The sequence below is a fragment of the Streptomyces griseocarneus genome, from assembly GCF_014655595.1.
Taxonomy (GTDB): Bacteria; Actinomycetota; Actinomycetes; order Streptomycetales; family Streptomycetaceae; genus Streptomyces; species Streptomyces griseocarneus.
Genome location: NZ_BNBL01000008.1, coordinates 55,645 through 75,366 on the forward strand (window position 1 = coordinate 55,645; position 19,722 = coordinate 75,366).

The 19,722-nt window shown below is 72.0% G+C and carries 16 protein-coding genes; 5 read left to right on the forward strand and 11 right to left on the reverse strand.

The window, feature by feature from the left end:
- Positions 1 to 103 precede the first annotated feature (103 nt).
- From IE295_RS20695 to folC, 11 genes are all read right to left on the reverse strand, one after another.
- A complete protein-coding gene (locus IE295_RS20695; RefSeq protein ID WP_190065204.1) occupies positions 104 to 883 on the reverse strand; it encodes a TIGR03936 family radical SAM-associated protein in 780 nt (259 codons plus the stop codon).
- 140 nt (positions 884 to 1,023) lie between these two features.
- Positions 1,024 to 2,949 (reverse strand): TIGR03960 family B12-binding radical SAM protein, encoded by a 1,926-nt coding sequence (locus IE295_RS20700; RefSeq protein ID WP_190065205.1) that lies wholly within the window; start codon positions 2,947 to 2,949, stop codon positions 1,024 to 1,026.
- Between the two features lie 111 nt (positions 2,950 to 3,060).
- Positions 3,061 to 4,623, reverse strand: a complete 1,563-nt coding sequence (locus tag IE295_RS20705; RefSeq protein ID WP_190065206.1) for a CYTH and CHAD domain-containing protein — start codon at positions 4,621 to 4,623, stop codon at positions 3,061 to 3,063.
- Between the two features lie 63 nt (positions 4,624 to 4,686).
- Positions 4,687 to 5,889 carry a rod shape-determining protein RodA gene (gene rodA / locus IE295_RS20710; RefSeq protein WP_190065207.1) on the reverse strand — a complete coding sequence of 401 codons (1,203 nt, stop codon included), beginning with the start codon at positions 5,887 to 5,889 and terminating at the stop codon, positions 4,687 to 4,689.
- Positions 5,886 to 8,105, reverse strand: coding sequence for a penicillin-binding protein 2 (gene mrdA, locus IE295_RS20715; protein ID WP_190065208.1), 2,220 nt, complete (start codon positions 8,103 to 8,105; stop codon positions 5,886 to 5,888). Before mrdA ends, rodA begins: the two co-directional genes overlap by 4 nt.
- Entirely contained in the window at positions 8,102 to 8,800 is a 699-nt protein-coding gene (gene mreD, locus IE295_RS20720; protein WP_190065209.1) for a rod shape-determining protein MreD, read from the reverse strand. Before mreD ends, mrdA begins: the two co-directional genes overlap by 4 nt.
- Positions 8,801 to 8,803: 3 nt before the next feature.
- Complete coding sequence (gene mreC, locus IE295_RS20725; RefSeq protein WP_190065210.1) at positions 8,804 to 9,736, reverse strand: rod shape-determining protein MreC; 933 nt, start codon at positions 9,734 to 9,736, stop codon at positions 8,804 to 8,806.
- 125 nt (positions 9,737 to 9,861) lie between these two features.
- Entirely contained in the window at positions 9,862 to 10,881 is a 1,020-nt protein-coding gene (locus IE295_RS20730) for a rod shape-determining protein (RefSeq protein ID WP_004950903.1), read from the reverse strand.
- Positions 10,882 to 11,166: 285 nt separating this feature from the next.
- Positions 11,167 to 11,580 (reverse strand): nucleoside-diphosphate kinase, encoded by a 414-nt coding sequence (ndk, locus tag IE295_RS20735; RefSeq protein ID WP_190065211.1) that lies wholly within the window; start codon positions 11,578 to 11,580, stop codon positions 11,167 to 11,169.
- A gap of 188 nt (positions 11,581 to 11,768) precedes the next feature.
- The gene (locus tag IE295_RS20740) at positions 11,769 to 12,113 is read right to left on the reverse strand and encodes a DUF4233 domain-containing protein (protein WP_190065212.1); all 345 of its coding nucleotides are present in this window, start codon (positions 12,111 to 12,113) and stop codon (positions 11,769 to 11,771) included.
- Between the two features lies 1 nt (position 12,114).
- Entirely contained in the window at positions 12,115 to 13,662 is a 1,548-nt protein-coding gene (gene folC, locus IE295_RS20745; RefSeq protein WP_190065213.1) for a bifunctional tetrahydrofolate synthase/dihydrofolate synthase, read from the reverse strand.
- A 166-nt stretch (positions 13,663 to 13,828) separates the two neighbouring features.
- Here folC and IE295_RS20750 point away from each other — a divergent pair, with 166 nt between their 5' ends.
- The 5 genes from IE295_RS20750 (at position 13,829) to IE295_RS20770 (ending at position 19,700) form a co-directional block, all read left to right on the forward strand.
- Positions 13,829 to 14,875: a sensor histidine kinase gene (locus tag IE295_RS20750; RefSeq protein WP_190065214.1), complete on the forward strand. Its 1,047-nt coding sequence runs from the start codon at positions 13,829 to 13,831 to the stop codon at positions 14,873 to 14,875.
- A 54-nt stretch (positions 14,876 to 14,929) separates the two neighbouring features.
- Entirely contained in the window at positions 14,930 to 15,664 is a 735-nt protein-coding gene (locus tag IE295_RS20755; RefSeq protein WP_190065215.1) for a response regulator transcription factor, read from the forward strand.
- A 130-nt stretch (positions 15,665 to 15,794) separates the two neighbouring features.
- Complete coding sequence (wecB, locus tag IE295_RS20760) at positions 15,795 to 16,925, forward strand: non-hydrolyzing UDP-N-acetylglucosamine 2-epimerase (protein ID WP_190065216.1); 1,131 nt, start codon at positions 15,795 to 15,797, stop codon at positions 16,923 to 16,925.
- Between the two features lie 60 nt (positions 16,926 to 16,985).
- The gene (locus IE295_RS20765; RefSeq protein ID WP_190065217.1) at positions 16,986 to 18,350 is read left to right on the forward strand and encodes an XrtP-associated glycosyltransferase; all 1,365 of its coding nucleotides are present in this window, start codon (positions 16,986 to 16,988) and stop codon (positions 18,348 to 18,350) included.
- A gap of 147 nt (positions 18,351 to 18,497) precedes the next feature.
- The gene (locus tag IE295_RS20770) at positions 18,498 to 19,700 is read left to right on the forward strand and encodes a hypothetical protein (protein ID WP_190065420.1); all 1,203 of its coding nucleotides are present in this window, start codon (positions 18,498 to 18,500) and stop codon (positions 19,698 to 19,700) included.
- Positions 19,701 to 19,722 lie beyond the last annotated feature (22 nt).

Consider the following 19,722-nt stretch of genomic DNA (forward strand, 5'->3'; position numbering starts at 1 on the left):
TCGCCGGGTCCGAATGTCACGGCACCGGCGAAAGTCTCCTGGTCAGTGCGCCTGCCGGACCGGGTGGCTCCCTGGTGGCGCGGCGGCGCGTCGACGGCCGTCCTTACGCGGAACCTTCCGGCACCTGCTGCGCGGCACTCGGCCCGGCGGCCGTGGTAGAAGCGGCCGGGGCGGCGTCGCGGTCGGGCGCGAGCGGATCGGTCACCGTGCCGGTCTCATCGTCGAGCAGCCCCTGCGCCAGCCTGGTCACCGCAGCGGGGACCGGCGGCGCCAGGTCGGCCGTGGCGCGGAGACCGGACAGGACGTCGTCGGGTCGAACGGCAGGTGTCAAATGCCGAACAACCAGCCGCAGTATCGCACAGGCACCGTCGCCGGGCCTATCGGCCGGAGCCTCCAGCGCCTCGAGTCGGGTCACCGCACCGCGCGCGTCGAAGGTCCGCAACCCGTTTTTCGTCCGGCGCTGGACCTCGACCGTCTCGGCCGCCATGAACGCCGCGACGGCCTTCTCGGCCTCCGCGGGCTCGACGCCCTCCAGCCGCAGCTCCCACACGGAAGCCTGCAGCCGGTCGGCGAAGGCGGAGGTGTGCGCCTCCACGGCGTCGACGATGTCGAGGCCGTCCGGCAGCGACTCGTCGAGCAGCTCCCGCAGCCGGGCGGGGTCGCGGGCCTCCGCGAGCTGGATCTCCAGGTACTCGGCCTCGCTGCCCGTGCCGGTGGGTGCGGCATTGGCGTACGAGACCTTGGGGTGCGGGGTGAAGCCCGCCGAGTACGCCATGGGCACCTCGGCACGGCGCAGCGCCCGCTCGAAAGCGCGCTGGAAGTCGCGGTGGCTGGTGAACCGGAGGCGGCCGCGCTTGGTGTAACGCAGACGAATGCGCTGCACCGCGGGTGCGGGCGGCGGGCCTTCGGGCTGTCGCTTGCCCAGTGTGTCTCAGTCCTTCGTGAGTGCGGTCGTACTGCTACCTAGCGTACGTGCAGTGAGGGCCCTGCCAACCCGGCAGGGCCCTCACCTGAACGAACGTGCTACTTGACGACGCTCAGCGGCAGAAGCTTCTTGCCCGTCGGGCCGATCTGGATCGAGGTGTCCATCTGCGGGCAGACGCCGCAGTCGAAGCACGGCGTCCAGCGGCAGTCCTCGACCTCGGTCTCGTCGAGCGCGTCCTGCCAGTCCTCCCAGAGCCAGTCCTTGTCCAGACCGGAGTCCAGGTGGTCCCAGGGCAGGACCTCCTCGTACGTGCGCTCGCGCGTCGTGTACCAGGCGAGGTCCACGCCCTGCTCGGGCAGCGCCTGCTCGGCGCACTTCATCCAGCGGTCGTAGCTGAAGTGCTCGCGCCAGCCGTCGAAACGGCCGCCGTCCTCGTAGACCGCCCGGATGACCGCGCCGACGCGGCGGTCGCCGCGCGAGAGCAGGCCCTCGATGATGCCGGGCTTGCCGTCGTGGTAGCGGAAGCCGATCGAACGGCCGTACTTCTTGTCGCCGCGGATCTTGTCGCGCAGCTTCTCCAGGCGGGCGTCGGTCTCCTCGGCGGAGAGCTGCGGCGCCCACTGGAAGGGGGTGTGCGGCTTGGGCACGAAGCCGCCGATGGAGACGGTGCAGCGGATGTCGTTGGACCTCGACACCTCGCGACCCTTCTGGATCACGTTCATCGCCATGTCGGCGATCTGCAGCACGTCCTCGTCGGTCTCGGTCGGCAGGCCGCACATGAAGTACAGCTTCACCTGGCGCCAGCCGTTGCCGTAGGCCGTGGCGACGGTCCGGATGAGGTCCTCTTCCGAGACCATCTTGTTGATGACCTTGCGCATGCGCTCGGAGCCGCCCTCGGGGGCGAACGTCAGACCGGAACGGCGGCCGTTGCGGGTCAGCTCGTTCGCGAGATCGACGTTGAACGCGTCGACTCGGGTCGAGGGCAGGGACAGACCGATCTTGTCCTCTTCGTACCGGTCGGCCAGGCCCTTGGCGATGTCGCCGATCTCGGTGTGGTCGGCGGAGGACAGCGACAGCAGGCCGACCTCCTCGAAGCCGGTCGCCTTGAGGCCCTTGTCCACCATCTCGCCGATGCCGGTGATGCTTCGCTCCCGCACGGGGCGCGTGATCATGCCGGCCTGGCAGAAACGGCAACCGCGCGTGCAACCGCGGAAGATCTCCACCGACATCCGCTCGTGAACGGTCTCCGCGAGCGGGACCAGCGGCTGCTTGGGGTACGGCCACTCGTCGAGGTCCATGACGGTGTGCTTGGACACGCGCCACGGCACGCCGGAGCGGTTCGGGACGACACGGCCGATACGGCCGTCGGCGAGGTACTCGACGTCGTAGAAGCGCGGGACGTACACGCCGCCCGTCTTCGCCAGGCGCAGCAGCAGCTCGTCACGCCCGCCGGGACGGCCCTCGGCCTTCCAGGCCCGGATGATCTCGGTGATCTCCAGGACCGCCTGCTCGCCGTCGCCGATCACCGCGCAGTCGATGAAGTCCGCGATGGGCTCGGGGTTGAACGCCGCGTGACCGCCGGCCAGGACGATCGGGTCGTCGATGGTGCGGTCCTTGGACTCCATCGGGATGCCGGCGAGGTCCAGGGCCGTGAGCATGTTGGTGTAGCCCAGCTCGGTGGAGAAGCTCAGGCCGAAGACGTCGAACGCCTTGACGGGCCTGTGCGCGTCCACCGTGAACTGCGGCACCTTGTGCTCACGCATGAGCTCCTCGAGGTCCGGCCACACGCTGTACGTGCGCTCGGCGAGGACGCCCTCGCGCTCGTTGAGGACCTCGTACAGGATCATGACGCCCTGGTTGGGCAGCCCGACCTCGTAGGCGTCCGGGTACATCAGACACCAGCGGACGTCGCATTCGTCCCAGGGCTTGACGGTGGAGTTCAGCTCTCCGCCGACGTACTGGATGGGCTTCTGCACATGCGGGAGCAGGGCCTCGAGCTGTGGGAAGACCGATTCGGCAGTCATCTGGGGCGAACCTTCGTGAGCGGGCAAAGGGCGACTCTCAAGCGTAACGTGCCGCGAATCGCCCCTCGCACGCGATCTTGCCCGCCCCCGCGGGCGCGGCGAGGGGGCCGGTCACGTCCCCAGTCCCTTCCGCCACCGCGGGTCCGACGCCTTCGCCCACAGGGCCGGGAACTCCCGCTCGTCGCGTTCCGCGCACTGTTCCTCGCGCCCGTACAGCACCCCGAACGTGAAGGCGGACTCCCCCGCGGCCTCCGCGTCGGCGGCGATGGCGCACAGGGCGGTGCGGGCCATGACGCTGTCCTGGTGGTCGCCCAGCAGCGTCTGGACGGCCTTCATCCGCTTGGCGAAGCGCTTGGCGGCCTTGCCCAGGGCGGGTGTCGCCGCCTCGGCGCCGTACCGGGCGCGCTTGGCGGCCTTGCGGGCGTCGTGCAGGGCGGTGTCGCGCTCGGAGCCCGTAGCCGTGTCCGTCTCCGGGGACGCGGACAGGATGGCCAGGGCGTGGTCGACCCGGCCGGCGAGGCGTGCGTAGTCGGAGAGCACGGCCTTGGCCAGGACCTGGCGTGCCGGGTGGGCGGCCGCGGGGAGCAGGGGCGGGTCGGCGAGGAGGGCGGTGAGGGTCTCGAGGAGGAGCAGGTAGCGCTTGCTGTCGAGGACGGCGGTCAGGTGGCGGCGGGAGCCGGTGCGGCCGTCGGTGGACCAGGTGCGCAGCCGGGCGCGGACGGGCCCGCGCACCAGGTCGTGCGGCACCTCGTCGAGGCGCTCGTTCAGTCGTTCGGCGAGGACTTCGCGGTCGCGGTCGACGCCGAGTTCGGAGGCGAGCCACTTCAGTTCCTCGCCGATCGGGTCGGTGACCCGGCGGTCGAGGACCTTGCGGTACGTGCGGAAGGCGCTGCGCAGCCGGCGGGTGGCGACGCGCATCTGGTGGACGGCGTCCTCCGTGCCGCGGCGGGCGCCGGGGTCGAGGGCGGCGACGGCTTCGGCCTGTTCGCGGAGGAAGGCGAGGACGTGGTCGCCGGCGTCGGCCTTCCGGGAGGGCGGTGCGGCCTCCGGTGCCGGGACGGCCTGGCCGGTCTCGGCCAGCGCCCGGGCGAGTTTGCTCGGTGCCTTCGACGGGCGCAGGCCGGCCGCGCGCAGGTGCGGTTCGAGGGTGTCGAGCAGGGCGGGGTCGCCGTCCGGGGCGAGTTCGACCTCGACCTCGGTCCAGGAGGCGGTTCCTCCGGTGCCGGTCAGGAGGGTGGCCCTGACGTCGTCCGTGCTGGCCTCGGCCAGCAGCGTGCCGTGTTCGTCGAGCAGGTGCCGCACGTCGCGGCGGGTTTCGATGCGTATCAGCGGCGCCAGCGGGACGCCGCGGGTGCGGGAGCGGACGAGGGCCGCGAGCGTGCGGGGGACATTGGTGCTCAGGGGGGCGTGGAACTCGTCCCGCACGCCCGGGGCGACCGGCAGTTTGACGTGCCAGCCGGCGTCGCCGCCGCCGGTGCGGCGGCGGAGGGTGATGCCGGCCGCGGCGAGGCGGTGGTCGGCGGTGTCGTAGTAGACGGCGTCGAGTTCGGCCGTGCTGCGGTCGGTGACGGTCGCGACGGGCGCGGCCGCGCTCAGGTCGGGGAGCAGGTCCGTGCCGCCGACGCCGGCTGTGGCTTCGTACTTCCGCTCGTTCTCCCTCACGGTGTCCGCCATGAAGCCGAATCTAATGCGCGGATGCCGGGTCGACCAGGTCGTTTTGCGACCTAGGGCGTGTCCCTAGGCGGACATGGAACGCTGGGCCTTGATCGACTGGAGGAGGCCGACCGCTATCCAGGCCGCGAACATGGAGGAGCCTCCGTAGGAGACGAAGGGCAGCGGCAGGCCGGTGACGGGCATGATGCCCAGCGTCATGCCGATGTTCTCGAAGCTCTGGAAGGCGAACCAGGCGATGATCCCGGCGGCCACGATGGTGCCGTAGAGCTCGGTGGTCTCGCGGGCGATGCGGCAGGCGCGCCACAGGACCACGCCCAGCAGGACGATGATGGCGCCGGCGCCGACGAAGCCGAGTTCCTCGCCGGCCACGGTGAAGATGAAGTCGGTCTGCTGTTCGGGGACGAACTGGCCGGTGGTCTGGGAGCCGTGGAAGAGGCCGGAGCCGGTGAGGCCGCCGGAGCCGATGGCGATGCGGGCCTGGTTGGTGTTGTAGCCGACGCCGGCCGGGTCGAGGGCGGGGTTGGCGAAGGCGGCGAAGCGGTTGATCTGGTACTCGTCGAGGACGCCGAGCTGCCAGACGAGGACGCAGCCGAGGACGCCGGTGCCGATGAGCCCCGCGATCCAGCGGTTGGAGGCGCCGGAGGACAGCAGCACGGCGAGCACGATGATCACCAGGACCATGACCGAGCCGAGGTCCGGCATCAGCAGGATGATCACGATGGGCAGGGCGGCGAGGGCGAGGGCCTCCATGACGGTGCGGTGGTCGGGCTGCCGCCGGTCGCCGGCGTCGACCTTGCCGGCCAGCAGCATCGCCATGCCCAGCGTGATGGTGATCTTCGTGAACTCGGAGGGCTGGATGGAGAAGCCGCCGCCGAGCTGGATCCAGGAACGGGCGCCGTTGATGGTCGCGCCGAGCGGGGTGAGCACGGCGAGGATGAACAGCACGGAGATGCCGTAGAGGATGGGGACGGCACCGCGCAGCGCCCGGTGGCCGAGCCAGACCGCGCCCACGGCGAGGGCGAGGCCGATGCCGGTGTTGAGCAGGTTGCGCAGCAGGAAGTAGTACGGGTCGCCCTGGTTGAGCTCGGTGCGGTTGCGGGTGGCGGAGTACACGAGCAGGGTGCCGATGCCGGACAGGGCGAGGGCGGCGAGCAGCATGACCCAGTCCAGGCGGCGCAGGACGGAGTCGCGGGCGGTCAGGCGGGACCAGGTGCCGCGCTCGGGGCTGAAGCGGCGTACGGGGTAGCCGCCGGTGGTGCTGCTCACCGGTCGTCGTCCTCCTTCCGGGACGGGGACTGCTCCGGCGAGGCCGGCGCATCCGAGGACGGGGCCTCCGAGGGCGGGGCCGAGGAGCCGTCCGACGCGGAGGCCGAGGGGGTGGGCGTGGGCGAGGCGATGGGCTGGGCCTCGATGGTGCCGTCCTTCTCGATCTTCGGCAGCTTGCTCTCGGGGTGCGGGAGCAGGGCCTTCTTGGCGTCGATCTTGCCCTTCTCGTCGACTCCGTAGAGGGCGTTGTAGATCTTGCGGACGGCGGGGCCGGAGGCGCCGGAGCCGGTGCCGCCCTGGGAGATCGTCATGATGATCGTGTAGTCGGCGGTGTAGGTGGCGATCCACGAGGTGGTCTGCTTGCCGTAGACCTCGGCGGTGCCGGTCTTGGCGTGCATGGGGATCTCTTTCTGCGGCCAGCCCTCGAACCGCCAGGCGGCGGTGCCCCGGGTGGCGACGCCGGCGAGGGCGTCGTCGATCTGGTCCCGCGTCCTGCCCTCGAACGGCAGTTTGCCGTGGGAGGTGGGCTTGATCTCGTGGACGCGCCTGCCGTCGGGGCTGACGACCGCCTTGCCGACGGTGGGGTTGTAGAGGGTGCCGCCGTTGCTGATGGCGGCGTAGATGGTGGCCATCTGGATGGGGGTGACGAGGGTGTCGCCCTGGCCGATGGAGTAGTTGACGGAGTCACCGGCGCGCATCCGCATGCCCGACTCGCAGTTCTCCTTGGCGATCTTCCCGGCGTAGCTGTCGTCCTTGCCGCCCTGCTTGCACCAGGTGTCCTTGTTGGCCTCCCAGTACGACTTCTTCCACTCGCGGTCGGGGACGCGGCCGCGGACCTCGTTGGGCAGGTCGATGCCGGTCTCCTTGGCGAGCCCGAACTGGTGGGCGGTCTTGTAGAACCAGTCGGCGGGGTGCTTGGGCTTGTTGCCGCCGTCCTTCTGCCACTGGCGGTAGGCCAGGTCGTAGAAGACGGTGTCGCAGGAGACCTCGAGCGCCCGGCCGAGGTTGATGGCCCCGTAGCCCTTGGACTCGAAGTTCTTGAAGACCTGGCCGCCGATGTTGTACGCGCTGGAGCAGTTGTAGCTGCCGTTGAAGTCGTAGCCGGCGTTGACGGCCGCCGTGGTCGAGATGACCTTGAAGATGGAGCCGGGGGCGGCCTGGCCCTGGATGGCGCGGTTGAGCAGCGGGTAGTCGGAGTCCTTGCCGGTGAGGTCCTGGTAGTCCTTGGCCGAGATGCCGCCCACCCAGGCGTTGGGGTCGTAGGTGGGGTTGGAGGCCATGGAGACCACGCGCCCGGTCTTGGACTCCAGCACCACGACGGCGCCGGAGTCGGCCTTGTAGGGGACGCCGGTGTTCCGGTCGATCTCCTTGCGGGCGTCCTTCATCGCCTGGTCCAGCTCGCGTTCCGCTATGGCCTGCACGCGGGCGTCGATGCTGGTGACGATGTTGGCGCCGGGGACGGCCTTGTCGCTCTTGGCCTTGCCGATGACGCGGCCGAGGTTGTCGACCTCGTAGCGGGTGACGCCGGCCTTGCCGCGCAGCTCGGTGTCGTACTGCCGCTCGAGCCCCGAGCGGCCGATCTGGTCGGAACGCAGCAGCGGGGAGCGGCCGTTCTTGGCCTTGGCGATCTCCTCGTCGGTGACGGGCGAGAGGTAGCCGAGGACCTGGGCGGTGTTGGAGCCGCCCGGGCCGGCGTAGCGGCGCACGGCCGTGGGCTCGGCGGTGATGCCGGGGAAGTCCTCCTGGCGCTCGCGGATCTGCAGCGCCTGCTGGGTGGTGGCCTCGTCGGTGATGGGGATGGGCTGGTAGGGCGAGCCGGCCCAGCAGGGCTTGGGGGTCTTGGCGTCGCACAGCCGGACCTTGGCGGCGACCTCCTCGGGCTTGAGGCCCAGGACCCCGGCCAGGCGGGCCATGACGGCCCTGCCCCTGTCCTTCATCTTCATCAGGTCGGTGCGGCTGGCGGAGACCACCAGGCGGGTCTCGTTGTCGGCCAGCGGCACGCCGCGGGCGTCGAGGATCGAGCCGCGGGTGGCGGGGGCGACGACCTGCTGGATGTGGTTGTCGGCGGCCTCGGCGGTGTACTGGTCGCCGTTGCGGATCTGCAGGTACCACAGGCGGCCGCCGAGGGTGAGCAGCAGCGAGAAGACGAGGATCTGGATGACGACCAGCCGGATCGTGATGCGCGAGGTCCGCCCGGTCTCCGGAAGGTTGCTCACAGCCGCTTGACCCCCTTGAGCTTCTTCGGGGGCCGGGGCATGAGGCCGGTGCGCTGGGCGCCCATCCGGCTCGTCCGGCCGCCCAGGCGGTTCCTGCGGCTCATCCGGCCCGCCCGGAAGCCGCCGCCGGACCTGCGCTTGTACGCGCCGTCGCCGGTGGCCGCCACGGCCGTGCCGTCGCCGCTGAGCGGGTCGGCGACCGTCCGCCGGGCGATGGCCATGATCAGCGGCACCGTGAAGGGCGCCAGCAGCAGGTCGTACAGCGCCGCGGTGGACACCAGTCCGGTCAGGCCCACGTGGCGGGCCGCGGTGTCGCCGACGAGGGAGCCGACGCCCGCGTACAGCAGCGTGGAGGCGACGGCCGCGCCGACGACGGCCAGCATGGGCACGGTGGCCGAGCGCAGCTGGCCGTTCTCCGGGCGTGCCAGGCCCACCAGATAGCCGATCAGGCACAGTACGAGGGCGTAGCGGCCGGTGGCGTGGTCGGCGGGCGGGGCGACGTCGGCCAGCAGGCCCGCGCCGAAGCCGATGAGGGCGCCGGCGGTGTGTCCGTAGACCAGGCCGAGGCCGACGACGACGAGCAGCAGCAGGTCGGGGACGGCGCCGGGGAGGTGGAGGCGGGCGAAGACGCTCACCTGCACCACGAGGGCCACCATCACGAGCACGGCCGAGAGCAGGATCCGGTTCAGGCGCATCGGTCAGTCCTGGGGTTTGGCACTCGGGGAGGGGGTGACGGTGACGGTCACGGTGGGGGCGGGCTTGGGGGCCTCGGGCTTGGGCGGCAGGACGGTGTCGCGCGGGTCCTCGCGCGGTGCCTCGACGACGACGCCGACGATGTCGAGCTTGCTGAAGCCGACGAAGGGGCGGACCTGCAGGGTGCGGGTGAGCCCGCCGCCGGCGGGGTCGACGCGGGTGACCTCGCCGACGGGAACGCCCGCGACGAAGGGCTTGTCCCTGCTGGAGCCGAAGGTGACCAGGCGGTCGCCCTCGTGGACGACGGCCTTGCCGTTGAGGAGTTCGACGCGCAGCAGGCGGTCGCCCTGGCCGCCGGCGAAGCCGATCTCGCCGGTCTTCTCCATGCGGGTGCCGACGGTGAACTTGGGGTCGCTGGCGAGCAGGACGGTGGCGGTGGAGGGGCCGACGGTGGTGACGCGCCCGACGAGGCCGTCGCCGTTGAGCACGGTCATGTCGCGGCGGATGCCGTCGTTGCTGCCGATGTCGATGGTGACGGTCCAGGAGAAGCCCTGCGCGGCTCCTATGGCGATGACCTGGGCGCCCTTGATGCCGTACTGCCCCCGGCCGGCCGTCTTGAGCATGGCGTCCAGCTCGCGCAGCCGGCCGCGGTTGCGGTCGTCGCTGCCCAGCCGCCGCTTGAGGGCGGTGTTCTCGCGTTCGAGCGCGGAGATCCGGCTGCTGCGGTCGCCCGAGTCCCGTACGGCCGCGATGGCGTCGCCGACCGGGTCGACGGCGGCGGCCACGCCCTCCTCCACCGGGCCGAGGACGGAGGCGGCCGCGTGCCGGGGGCCGTCGAGCGGGGACTGTTCACCACCACGGATGTCGACCGTGATCAGCGCGAAGGCGATCGCGATCAGCAGCACCAGCAGCAGCCGGCTCTCTCGTGTGTCCCTCACGTGCGGCGGCGGGCCCTTCTCGTGGGACCGCCCGGCTGCGGGACCGGGCGGTCATCGGAAGCGTTCTGCCTGTATATCAGGTTGTTCCGGCGCCATCGGCGCGCCGGGGGCCGGGGGCGTGCGCCCTACCGGCGGGGCTGGGCGTCCAGCACCTGCTGGAGGGCCTCGAACTCCTCCACGCACTTGCCGGAACCCAGGGCGACGGAGTCCAGCGGGTCCTCGGCGATGTGGATCGGCATGCCGGTCTCGCGGCGCAGCCGCTCGTCGAGGCCGCGCAGGAGGGCGCCGCCGCCGGTGAGAACGATTCCGCGGTCCATCACGTCACCGGAGAGCTCCGGCGGGCACTTGTCGAGGGTGGTCTTGACCGCGTCGACGATGGAGTTGACGGGCTCCTCGATGGCCTTGCGGACCTCGGCGGCCGAGATGACGACGGTCTTGGGCAGGCCGCTGACGAGGTCACGACCGCGGATCTCGGTGTGCTCGTCCTGCTCCAGGTCGTAGGCCGAGCCGATGGTGATCTTGATTTGTTCGGCGGTGCGCTCGCCCAGCAGGAGGGAGTACTCCTTCTTGATGTGCTGGATGATCGCGTTGTCGAGCTCGTCGCCGGCGACCCGGATGGACTGCGCGGTGACGATGCCGCCGAGGGAGATCACGGCGACCTCGGTGGTGCCGCCGCCGATGTCGACGACCATGTTGCCGGTCGCCTCGTGGACGGGCAGGCCCGAGCCGATGGCCGCGGCCATGGGCTCCTCGATGATGTGCACCTGCCGGGCGCCGGCCTGGGTGGAGGCCTCGATCACCGCACGCCGCTCGACCCCGGTGATGCCGGAGGGCACGCAGACGACGACGCGCGGACGGGCCATCCAGCGGCGCTTGTGGATTTTGAGGATGAAGTAGCGGAGCATCCGCTCGGTGATCTCGAAGTCGGCGATGACTCCGTCCTTGAGCGGGCGGACCGCGACGATGTTGCCGGGGGTCCGGCCGATCATCTTCTTGGCCTCGGCACCGACCGCGAGGATCCCACCGGTGTTGGTATTGATCGCGACGACTGACGGCTCGTTGAGGACGATCCCGCGGCCTCTGACGTACACCAGCGTGTTGGCGGTCCCGAGGTCGACAGCCATGTCACGGCCGATGAACGACATGTTGTTCCCCATGAGGATACGTCTGGCCTTCCCAGTTTGAGCGATTGCTTACTTGAGGTCGGCAGGTGTGGTGCGCTGCGGGGCGCGGAGCTTCATCGTAGTCTCGCCCACTCGAACGTGGCGCGAGGGTTCCTCCGCCATTGTCGGCGGAACACGAGCTGCCCCCAGTAATGGTGACGTCGTGTCGGAGTGAGAGGTTCCCTCGTTCGGCGCGGCATATGCCAGAGGGCGACCGAAAAGAAATCGGTCGCCCCTGATCAGAATGGATGTTCCCCTGATCCGCTATCAGGCAAGGCCGGGAAAGAAAATCTTGATTTCCCGCTGTGCGGACTCCTCGGAGTCCGAGGCGTGGATGAGGTTCTCGCGCGTGATGGTGCCGAAGTCACCACGGATGGAGCCGGGAGCGGCCGAGATGGGGTCGGTCGGGCCCGCCAGCGCCCGGATGCCCTCGATCACGCGCTCGCCCTCGACGACCATGGCGACGACCGGGCCGGAGGACATGAAGCCCATCAGCGGCTCGTAGAACTCACGGCCGACGTGCTCGGCGTAGTGCTGCTCGAGCGTGGCGCGGTCCAGGGTGCGCAGTTCCAGCGCGCTGATCGTCCAGCCGGCCTTCCGCTCGATGCGGGCGACGATCTCGCCGATCAACGACCGCTTGACCGCGTCCGGCTTGAGGAGGACGAGGGTGCGCTGGCTCATACTGCGGCTCCTTGCAGGCAATCAAGTGTGGTGGGCCAGAGGGTACAGGGGCGCGGCGCAGGAAGGGCACCCGGACCAAGATCGCCGACCAGCCCGCGCTGAACGACGTCGGGCGGCTCACCTCCGCCTGCGCGGAGCAGCGGTCCGGGTGCCGGGCCAGTACAGCACCCGGCACCGACAACCGAGCTCTACGCGGCGTCAGCCGCCGCGGCGGCGAATCGCGCCTTCGCCTCGTCGACCTTGCGGCCGAAGTGGACCGAGGCCCACCACAGGCCGGCGAAGACCGCGCCGAGGATGAACATCATCGGGACGACCAGGCCGCTGGCGATCAGGCCGATCTGCAGCGCCCAGCCCAGCTGGACGCCGCCCGGCCGCGTGAGCATCCCGCACAGCAGCACGCTCAGCACCATCGCCGTGCCGCTGACCGCCCAGACCGTGCCCGTGGACAGGTCCGAGGTCTGCATGGCCACCAGGCCGGCGAAGCCGATGACGAAGAATTCACCGATCAGAGTGCTCGCGCACAGCGTCCTCATGTCAGCCCCTTCCCAACAGCAGCCGGGCCTCGCCGACCGTGATCACCGAGCCGGTCACCAGGACGCCGGCGCCGGAGTACTCGCCCTCCTCCTCCGCGAGGGTGATCGCGGCCTCGAGGGCGTCGTCCAGGCGCGGCTCGACCTGGACGCGCTCGGAGCCGAAGACCTCGACGGCCAGTGCCGCGAGCTCGTCGACGTCCATGGCGCGCGGGGTGGAGTTCCGGGTGACGACGACCTCGGCGAAGATCGGCTCGAAGGCCTCCAGCACGCCGCGCACGTCCTTGTCGGCGCTGGTGCCGACGACGCCGACGAGGCGGCTGAAGCCGAAGGCCTCGGTGATGCCGTCGGCGGTGACCCGGGCGCCCGCCGGGTTGTGCGCGGCGTCGAGGACGACCGTGGGGCTGCGGCGCACGACCTCCAGCCGGCCCGGCGAGGTGACGGAGGCGAAGGCGCGGCGGACGGTGTCGATGTCGAGCGTGCGGGCGTGCTGCGCGCCGATGCCGAAGAACGCCTCGACGGCGGCGAGCGCGACGGCGGCGTTGTGCGCCTGGTGGGCGCCGTAGAGGGGGAGGAAGAGGTCCTCGTAGTCGCCGCCGAGGCCGCGCAGGGTCAGCAGCTGGCCGCCGACGGCGACCTCGCGGGCGGTGACGCCGAACTCCATGCCCTCGCGGGCGACCGTGGCGTCGACGCCGACGGCGTGCTTGAGCAGCACCTGGGCCGCGTCCACCGGCTGCTGGGCGAGCACGACGGTGGCGCCGGACTTGATGATCCCGGCCTTCTCGCCGGCGATGTCGCCGGGGGTGGAGCCGAGCCGGTCGGTGTGGTCGAGCGAGATGGGGGTGACGACGGCGACGGAGCCGTCGACGACGTTGGTCGCGTCCCAGGTGCCGCCCATGCCGACCTCGACGACGGCGACGTCGACGGGGGCGTCGGCGAAGGCCGCGTAGGCCATGCCCGTGAGCACCTCGAAGAAGGAGAGGCGGTGCTCCTCGCGCTCGTCGACCATCCGGACGTACGGCTCGATGTCGCGGTAGGTCTCGATGAAGCGCTCGGCGGCGATCGGGGCGCCGTCCAGGCTGATGCGCTCGGTGACGGACTGGACGTGCGGGCTGGTGTAGCGGCCGGTGCGCAGGTCGAAGGCGGCCAGGAGGGCCTCGATCATGCGGGCGGTGCTGGTCTTGCCGTTGGTGCCGGTGATGTGGATGGAGGGGTAGGCGCGCTGCGGCTGGCCCAGGATGTCCATCAGGGCTTCCATGCGGACCAGCGAGGGGTCCAGCTTGGTCTCGCCCCAGCGGCCCGCGAGCTCGGCCTCCACCTCGCGCAGCGCCCGGTCCACCTCGGGGTCCTCCGGGCGGGCGGGCACGCCGTCGCCCTGCGGGGGGCCGCCCTGGGTGCGCAGGGTGCGGCTCCCGGCCTCGATCACGGCAAGGTCGGGGTCGCGGTCGGTCTCGGCTTCGACGATCTCCTCGAACCGGTCGGCCGGACCGGTTTCGCCGGGTTCGCCGGGTTCGATATCGCCGTTTTCGTCGTTCAGGGGGCGCTCGCTCACGGCGCCCAGTCTACGGACCGGGGGCGCGCGGAGGCCGGGGGCACCCGCCGGGACATCGGGAGCGCGCGCATCCGCTTTGACATACGGTTTTTCCGGAAGATCCGTTGAGTGAGTCTTCCGCGGCCGGGCCGGCGAGTGACCGGCGGGCGTTCGGCAGGTGAGAGCCATGGGGTCCGAGGACCGGGACCGGCTCCAGGCGGTCCTGGAGGCGCTGCCGGCCGGCGCGGTGCTGCAGAGCCCGTCCGACGAGGTGCTGGCGGTCAACCGGCGGTTCACCGCCATGTTCGGCGCGGACGGCAGGGCGGGGCTCTCCCCCGGCCGGCACGTCCACCGGGTGGCCGAGCTCGCGCTGGGCGACGGGCGCGTCGTCCGGCGCGTGGTCGAGCCGCTGCGCAAGGACGGCGAGTACCTGGGCGCCCTGTGGATGTTCACGGACATCAGCGACGCCAAGCGGCGCGAGCACGACCTGGAGCGCGACAACCGGGCGCTGACGGAGCTGGCGCGGCAGCGCAACACCTTCACCGCGGCCGCCTCCCACGAGCTGCGCACCCCGCTCACCTCCATCAGCAGCTTCGGCGAGCTGCTGGCGGACCCCGCCTTCGGCACGCTCACCGCCGAGCAGGCCTCCTTCCTCGACGCCATCCGGCGCAACGCCGGGCGGATGCAGCGCGTGATCTCCGACCTGCTGCTGACCACCCGCCTGCGGGCCTCCGGGCCGGAGCTGGAGTTCACCCCCGTGGACGTACCGCGGATGCTGCAGGACGCCGTCATGGACCAGATGGGGGCGGTCGAGCGGGCGGGGCTGTTCGCCGTGCTGGACTGCGCGAGCGGCCCCGCCCTGCGCGGCGACGGGCACCGGCTGCGGCACGTGCTGGGCAACCTGCTGGAGAACGCCGCGAAGTTCACCCCGCCCGGCGGCGAGATCACCGTCACGGCCGCGCCCCGCGGCCCGTACTGGGACATCGAGGTGGCCGACACCGGCATCGGCATCCCCGAGGAGTCCCGGAACGAGATCTTCACCGGCTTCGTACGGGCGTCCAACGCCCGCTCCGGCGGCTACCCCGGGACGGGGCTGGGCCTGGCCATCGGCCGCAGCGTCGTCGAGCAGCACGGCGGCGCCATCTCGGCCGGGGGCCGGGAGGGGGAAGGCGCCGTCTTCCGCGTCCGGCTGCCGATCGCGGGCCCGCCGGCCACCGGCCGGGAGGGCGCGTGAACCCCACCCCGGCCCGGGAGGGCGCATGACCCGCACACCGGCCCCGGAGGCCGCATGACCCGCATCCTCGTCGTGGAGGACGATCCCGACCTCGGCCTCGCCCTGCGCGTCCTGCTCACCCGCGCCGGCTACGAGGTGGCCCACGCCGACGACGGCCGCGAGGCCCTGCGGCTGCTGTTCGCCGAGCGGCCGGGCCTGCTGCTCCTGGACATCGGGCTGCCCGGCCTCGACGGCTGGGAGGTGCTCGAGCGCACCCGGGACATGAGCGACCTGCCCGTCCTGCTGCTCACCGCCCGCGGCGCCGAGAGCGACCGCGTGCGCGGACTGCGCGCCGGCGCGGACGACTACCTGCCCAAGCCCTTCGGCAACGACGAGCTGCTGGCCCGGGTCGAGGCCCTGCTGCGGCGCAGCGCCCCCGCCCGCTGGGCGGGGGACTCCTTCGGCGGCGACGGGCTGCGGCTGGTGCCCGAGCGGCGCTCGGCCGTCTGGCAGGGGCACGAGGCGCGGCTCAGCGACATCGAGTACCGGCTGCTGCAGGTGCTCGTCCGCAACCGGGGCCGGGTGATCACCACCGACCAGCTGCTCGACCGGGTGTGGGACGACCCGGAGGGCACGGGCCGGGAACGGGTGAAGTTCGCGGTGCTGCGGCTGCGGCGCAAGCTGCGCCAGGCCGCCGGGGACGAGGCCGCCGACCCGCTGGAGGCCGTGCGCGGCCTGGGCTACCGCTACCGCGCGCCGGACGGGCCGGGCGGCGGCGCGGCGGGCGGGCAGGGGGCCGAAGGTCCCTGACCCGGCCGGGACCTAGGTCACCGATCATCGAGTCGCAACCGTCCGGCAACCGAAGGCCCCCCGGAAGGGCAACCGGGGAACCGCAGGCTCTGGTGCTGTCACTACACGCCAGCAGCCCCAGGAGTCCCTCGTGCAGCCCCTGCCCCCGCGGAGTGTCGCCGTCGTCCTCGGTACCCGGCCCGAGCTGGTCAAGCTCACCGACCTCGTGCGCCTGCTGGGCCCTGCGGCCCACCTGGTGCACACCGGACAGCACTACGACGAGGAGCTGTCGGGCCGCTTCCTGACCGAGCTGGGCCTGCCCGAGCCGACCTTCCTGACCGGCGTCGGCGGCCGGCCGCGCGCGGTGCAGATATCCGCCGCCCTCGCCCAGCTCGACGCGCTCTTCACCGCCGAGCCGCCGCTGGCCGTCGTCGTCCAGGGCGACACCAACGCAGCCCTCGCCGGCGCCCTGGCCGCCAACGCCCGCGGCATCCCCCTGGTGCACGTCGAGGCGGGCCTGCGCAGCCACGACCGCAACATGCCCGAGGAGCACAACCGGGTCCTGATCGACCGCATCGCCGACGTGCTGTGCGCCGCCACCGAGGACAACCGCGCGAACCTGCTCGCCGAGGGCGTCGAGGACGCCCGCATCGCCGTCACCGGCAACACCGTCGTCGAGGCCGTGCGCAACCAGCTGCCCGGCGAGCGGGAGCGCGCCGCGCTCCTGGCCCGGCACGGGCTCGTGGCCGACGGCTACGTCCTGGCCACCGTGCACCGCCCCGAGAACACCGACTCGGCCGAGGCGCTGCGGGCGATCCTGCGCGAGCTGGGCGCCCTCGCCGCCGCCGACCGCCCGGTCGTGCTGCCGCTGCACCCGCGCACCCGGGCCCGCGTGGAGGCCGCCGGCCTCACGGACCTGCTGGCCCCGCTCACGGTGACCGCTCCCCTGGGCTACTCCGAGTTCCTCGCCCTGGCCCGCCACTCCGCGCTGCTGGTGTCCGACTCCGGCGGCATCCAGGAGGAGTGCACGGTCCTGGGCCGCCCGCTGGTGGTCGTCCGCCGCTCCACGGAGCGGCCGGAGGCCATGGCGGACTTCGCGGACCTGGTCGAGCCGGGCGCCGCCATCGGCGCGGCCGCGCGCCGCCGCCTCGCGGAGGGTGCGGCGGGCCTGGAGCGCCTCGCGGCGCTTCCCAGCCCGTTCGGCGACGGTCTCGCGTCGGACCGCATCGTCACGCTGCTGGTCGCGATCGGCGCGCCGCGGCAACTGGCTGCCGCGGCGTAAAACGCCCGGCCCAGCCGCCCGTACCGCCCCGCCCCCGCGTTCCAGGAGTCTCGCCCCCGTATGTTCTCCAGTCCCTTCCTCCTCGTCTTCCCCTTCTTCCTCCTGCTGTGCTTCCTGCTCTACTGGGCCGGCGCGCGGCACGCGTACACGCGCCGCCCCGCCGTCGAGAACGGCGACCCGCACGCCTTCGACTGGCACTTCTTCGTGCCCTGCCGGGACGAGGAGGCCGTGGTCGGCACCACCGTGAGCCGGCTGCGCGCCGACCACCCGGGTGCGCACGTGTGGGTCATCGACGACGACAGCGACGACCGCACCGGCGCGATCGTGGCCGCGCTGGCCGACGAGGACCGTCGCGTCCACCTCGTCCGCCGGCACCGCCCCCACGCCCGCCAGGGCAAGGGCGCGGCCCTGAACGCCGCGTACGACGAGCTGAACCAGTTCCTGTCCAAGGACACCGACCGCGAGCGCGCCGTGGTGTGCGTCATCGACGCCGACGGGCAGCTCGACCCGCACGCCCTGGCCCGCGTCAGCGGCCCGCAGGGCTTCGGCGACCCGGAGACCGGCGGCGTGCAGGTCAGCGTCCGGATGCGCAACACCGACGACCCGCGGCCGCTGGCCGACGCCGGCCGGCTCCGCAACGCCTTCGCCCGCCTGCTGGTGCGCATGCAGGACATGGAGTTCTCCGTCTCCAACGCCGGCATGCAGCTGCTGCGCGGCCGCACCGGCTCCGTGGGCCTCGGCGGCAACGGCCAGTTCACCCGGCTGTCCTCGCTCGACCGCATAGCCGCCGCCGAGCGCCGCCCCTGGCAGCGCGGCGCGCTGCTGGAGGACTACGAGCTGGGCCTGCACATGATCCTCACCGGTGACCGGATAACCCATATGGCCGACACCTGGGTCTCCCAGGAGGGCCTGCCGCACGGCCGCCGCTTCCTGACCCAGCGCACCCGCTGGGCCCAGGGCAACCTGCAGTGCGTCCGCTACGCGCCGCGCATCGTCTCCTCCCGCCACTACGGCGGCAAGGGCGTGCTGGAGACGCTCTACACCTTCCTGCAGCCCGTGGCCCACCTGGTCACGCTCGCGCTGTGCGCCGTGATGTTCGCCCTCCTCGGCCTCACGGCCGCCCGGGACGGCGTGGGCGAGGCCTTCGGCGGCATGCTGGCCCTGTGGCCGCTGGTGCTGGCGCTGGCCGTGGTGTCCGTGCTGCCGTTCGTGCTGTGGGGCCCGGTCTACCGCCGCGACCGGGCGTCCGACCGGTCGATGCTGACCGCCCTGCTGTGGGGGCTGGCACTGTGGCTGTACGCGTACCACCTCTTCCCGGCCTCCGCCCGCGGGTTCGCCCGCATGCTGCGGGGCCGCAACGGCTGGGCCAAGACGCGCCGCAACGCCGAGCGCGTGGAGTCGGGCCCGGTGGCCATCGAGGCCTGAGCCCCCGTCATGAGTTCGGTCACAGAAATGACCGACGGGACAACTTTGCGTGCCGTTCCGCCATCTGACCGCCGGTGATATCTATGCCCGGAACGGTTCCGGGTGGCGGAACGGAGCGTTGTGCGAATACCGGAACTCAGCTCGCGGATGCACTTGCTGCTGCTCACCGCGTGGGCAGTGCTCTGGTTCATCGTCGTCGAGCCCAGCGGCGGCTTCTCCTGGCACTACCTGCGCACCGGCGGTGAGCTGATCTACGAGGGCGGCTCCTCGGGCGACGGCGGGCTCAACCTCTACGCCCGCCACCCCGAGCTGCAGATGGGCCCCGTCAGCTTCCTGGTGGCGGGGCTGTTCAACCCCTTCCCGGCCCAGGTCGGGCAGGTGCTGGCCGAGGCCTTCATGTCGGGCCTGGGCCTGGTGATCCTGGTCCTCGCCGGCCGCAGCGCCGCCCGCCACTTCCTGGGCACCGGCACCAACCACCAGCGGCTGCGGCAGCGGGTGCTCGTCGCGGGCCTGGCCTTCATCCCCATGTGGATCGAGGTGTCGGTCCGCTTCGCCCATCTGGACGACGTCCTCGCGCTGTTCTTCACCGCGCTCGCGGTCTACTACCTCACGCGCTGCAACGCGGCCGCGACCGGCATCTGCATGGCCCTGGCCCTGGACTCCAAGCCCACCGCGCTGGCGTTCCTGCCGCTGCTGCTGGCCCTGCCGAAGGAGCGGTGGCTGCGCGCGGGCCTGTGGTGCGTGGGACTGGTGGCGGTGGCGTGGCTGCCGTTCTTCATCGTCGACCCGCAGTCGTTCGCCGCGGCGAAGTTCACCATCCCCAACAACCCGGCGTCCGCGCTGCGCTGGCTGGGCGCCAACGACCCCGAGACCCCCCACTGGGCCCGGCCCGCCCAGGCCGCGCTCGGTCTGGGCCTGGGCGCGATCGCCGTCTGGCGCGGCCGGTGGGCGGCGGTGGTGCTGCTGGGCGCCAACGCCCGCATCGTCCTGGACCCCAGCGTCTACACCTACTACACCGCCTCCGTGCTGCTGGGCACCCTGCTGTGGGACGTGTGCGGTCAGCGGCGGCTGGTGCCGTGGTGGAGCTGGATCGCGCTGCTGGTGCTCTACGGCAGCGTGTTCGTCGTGCCGGACGAGTCGGTCAAGGGCCTGATCCGGCTGGGGTTCGTGGTGGTCTCGACGGCGTACGTGCTGTTCGCGCCCGTACGCGACCGCCGGGACCGGAACCAGCACAGGCCCCTCGACCGGGTGGACGAGGAGCCTGTGGAGGGGCCGTGGGGCCCCATGTGGGATCCGGGTCGTACGAAGCCGTGGGCGCGCCCGGGCCGTACGGGACCCCGGGCGCGCTAGCCCTCGAACGTCTGCCCGGGGG

What these genes read in the sequence shown, in the direction of transcription:
- IE295_RS20730 (WP_004950903.1), bottom strand. Translation starts at nt 10,881, where the DNA reads ATGTCGTTCATCGGCCGTGACATGGCTGTCGACCTCGGGACCGCCAAC.
- mreD (WP_190065209.1), bottom strand. Translation starts at nt 8,800, where the DNA reads ATGCGCCTGAACCGGATCCTGCTCTCGGCCGTGCTCGTGATGGTGGCC.
- IE295_RS20770 (WP_190065420.1), top strand. Translation starts at nt 18,498, where the DNA reads ATGCACTTGCTGCTGCTCACCGCGTGGGCAGTGCTCTGGTTCATCGTC.
- IE295_RS20750 (WP_190065214.1), top strand. Translation starts at nt 13,829, where the DNA reads ATGGGGTCCGAGGACCGGGACCGGCTCCAGGCGGTCCTGGAGGCGCTG.
- IE295_RS20705 (WP_190065206.1), bottom strand. Translation starts at nt 4,623, where the DNA reads ATGGCGGACACCGTGAGGGAGAACGAGCGGAAGTACGAAGCCACAGCC.
- IE295_RS20755 (WP_190065215.1), top strand. Translation starts at nt 14,930, where the DNA reads ATGACCCGCATCCTCGTCGTGGAGGACGATCCCGACCTCGGCCTCGCC.
- ndk (WP_190065211.1), bottom strand. Translation starts at nt 11,580, where the DNA reads ATGAGCCAGCGCACCCTCGTCCTCCTCAAGCCGGACGCGGTCAAGCGG.
- IE295_RS20740 (WP_190065212.1), bottom strand. Translation starts at nt 12,113, where the DNA reads ATGAGGACGCTGTGCGCGAGCACTCTGATCGGTGAATTCTTCGTCATC.
- IE295_RS20700 (WP_190065205.1), bottom strand. Translation starts at nt 2,949, where the DNA reads ATGACTGCCGAATCGGTCTTCCCACAGCTCGAGGCCCTGCTCCCGCAT.
- IE295_RS20765 (WP_190065217.1), top strand. Translation starts at nt 16,986, where the DNA reads ATGTTCTCCAGTCCCTTCCTCCTCGTCTTCCCCTTCTTCCTCCTGCTG.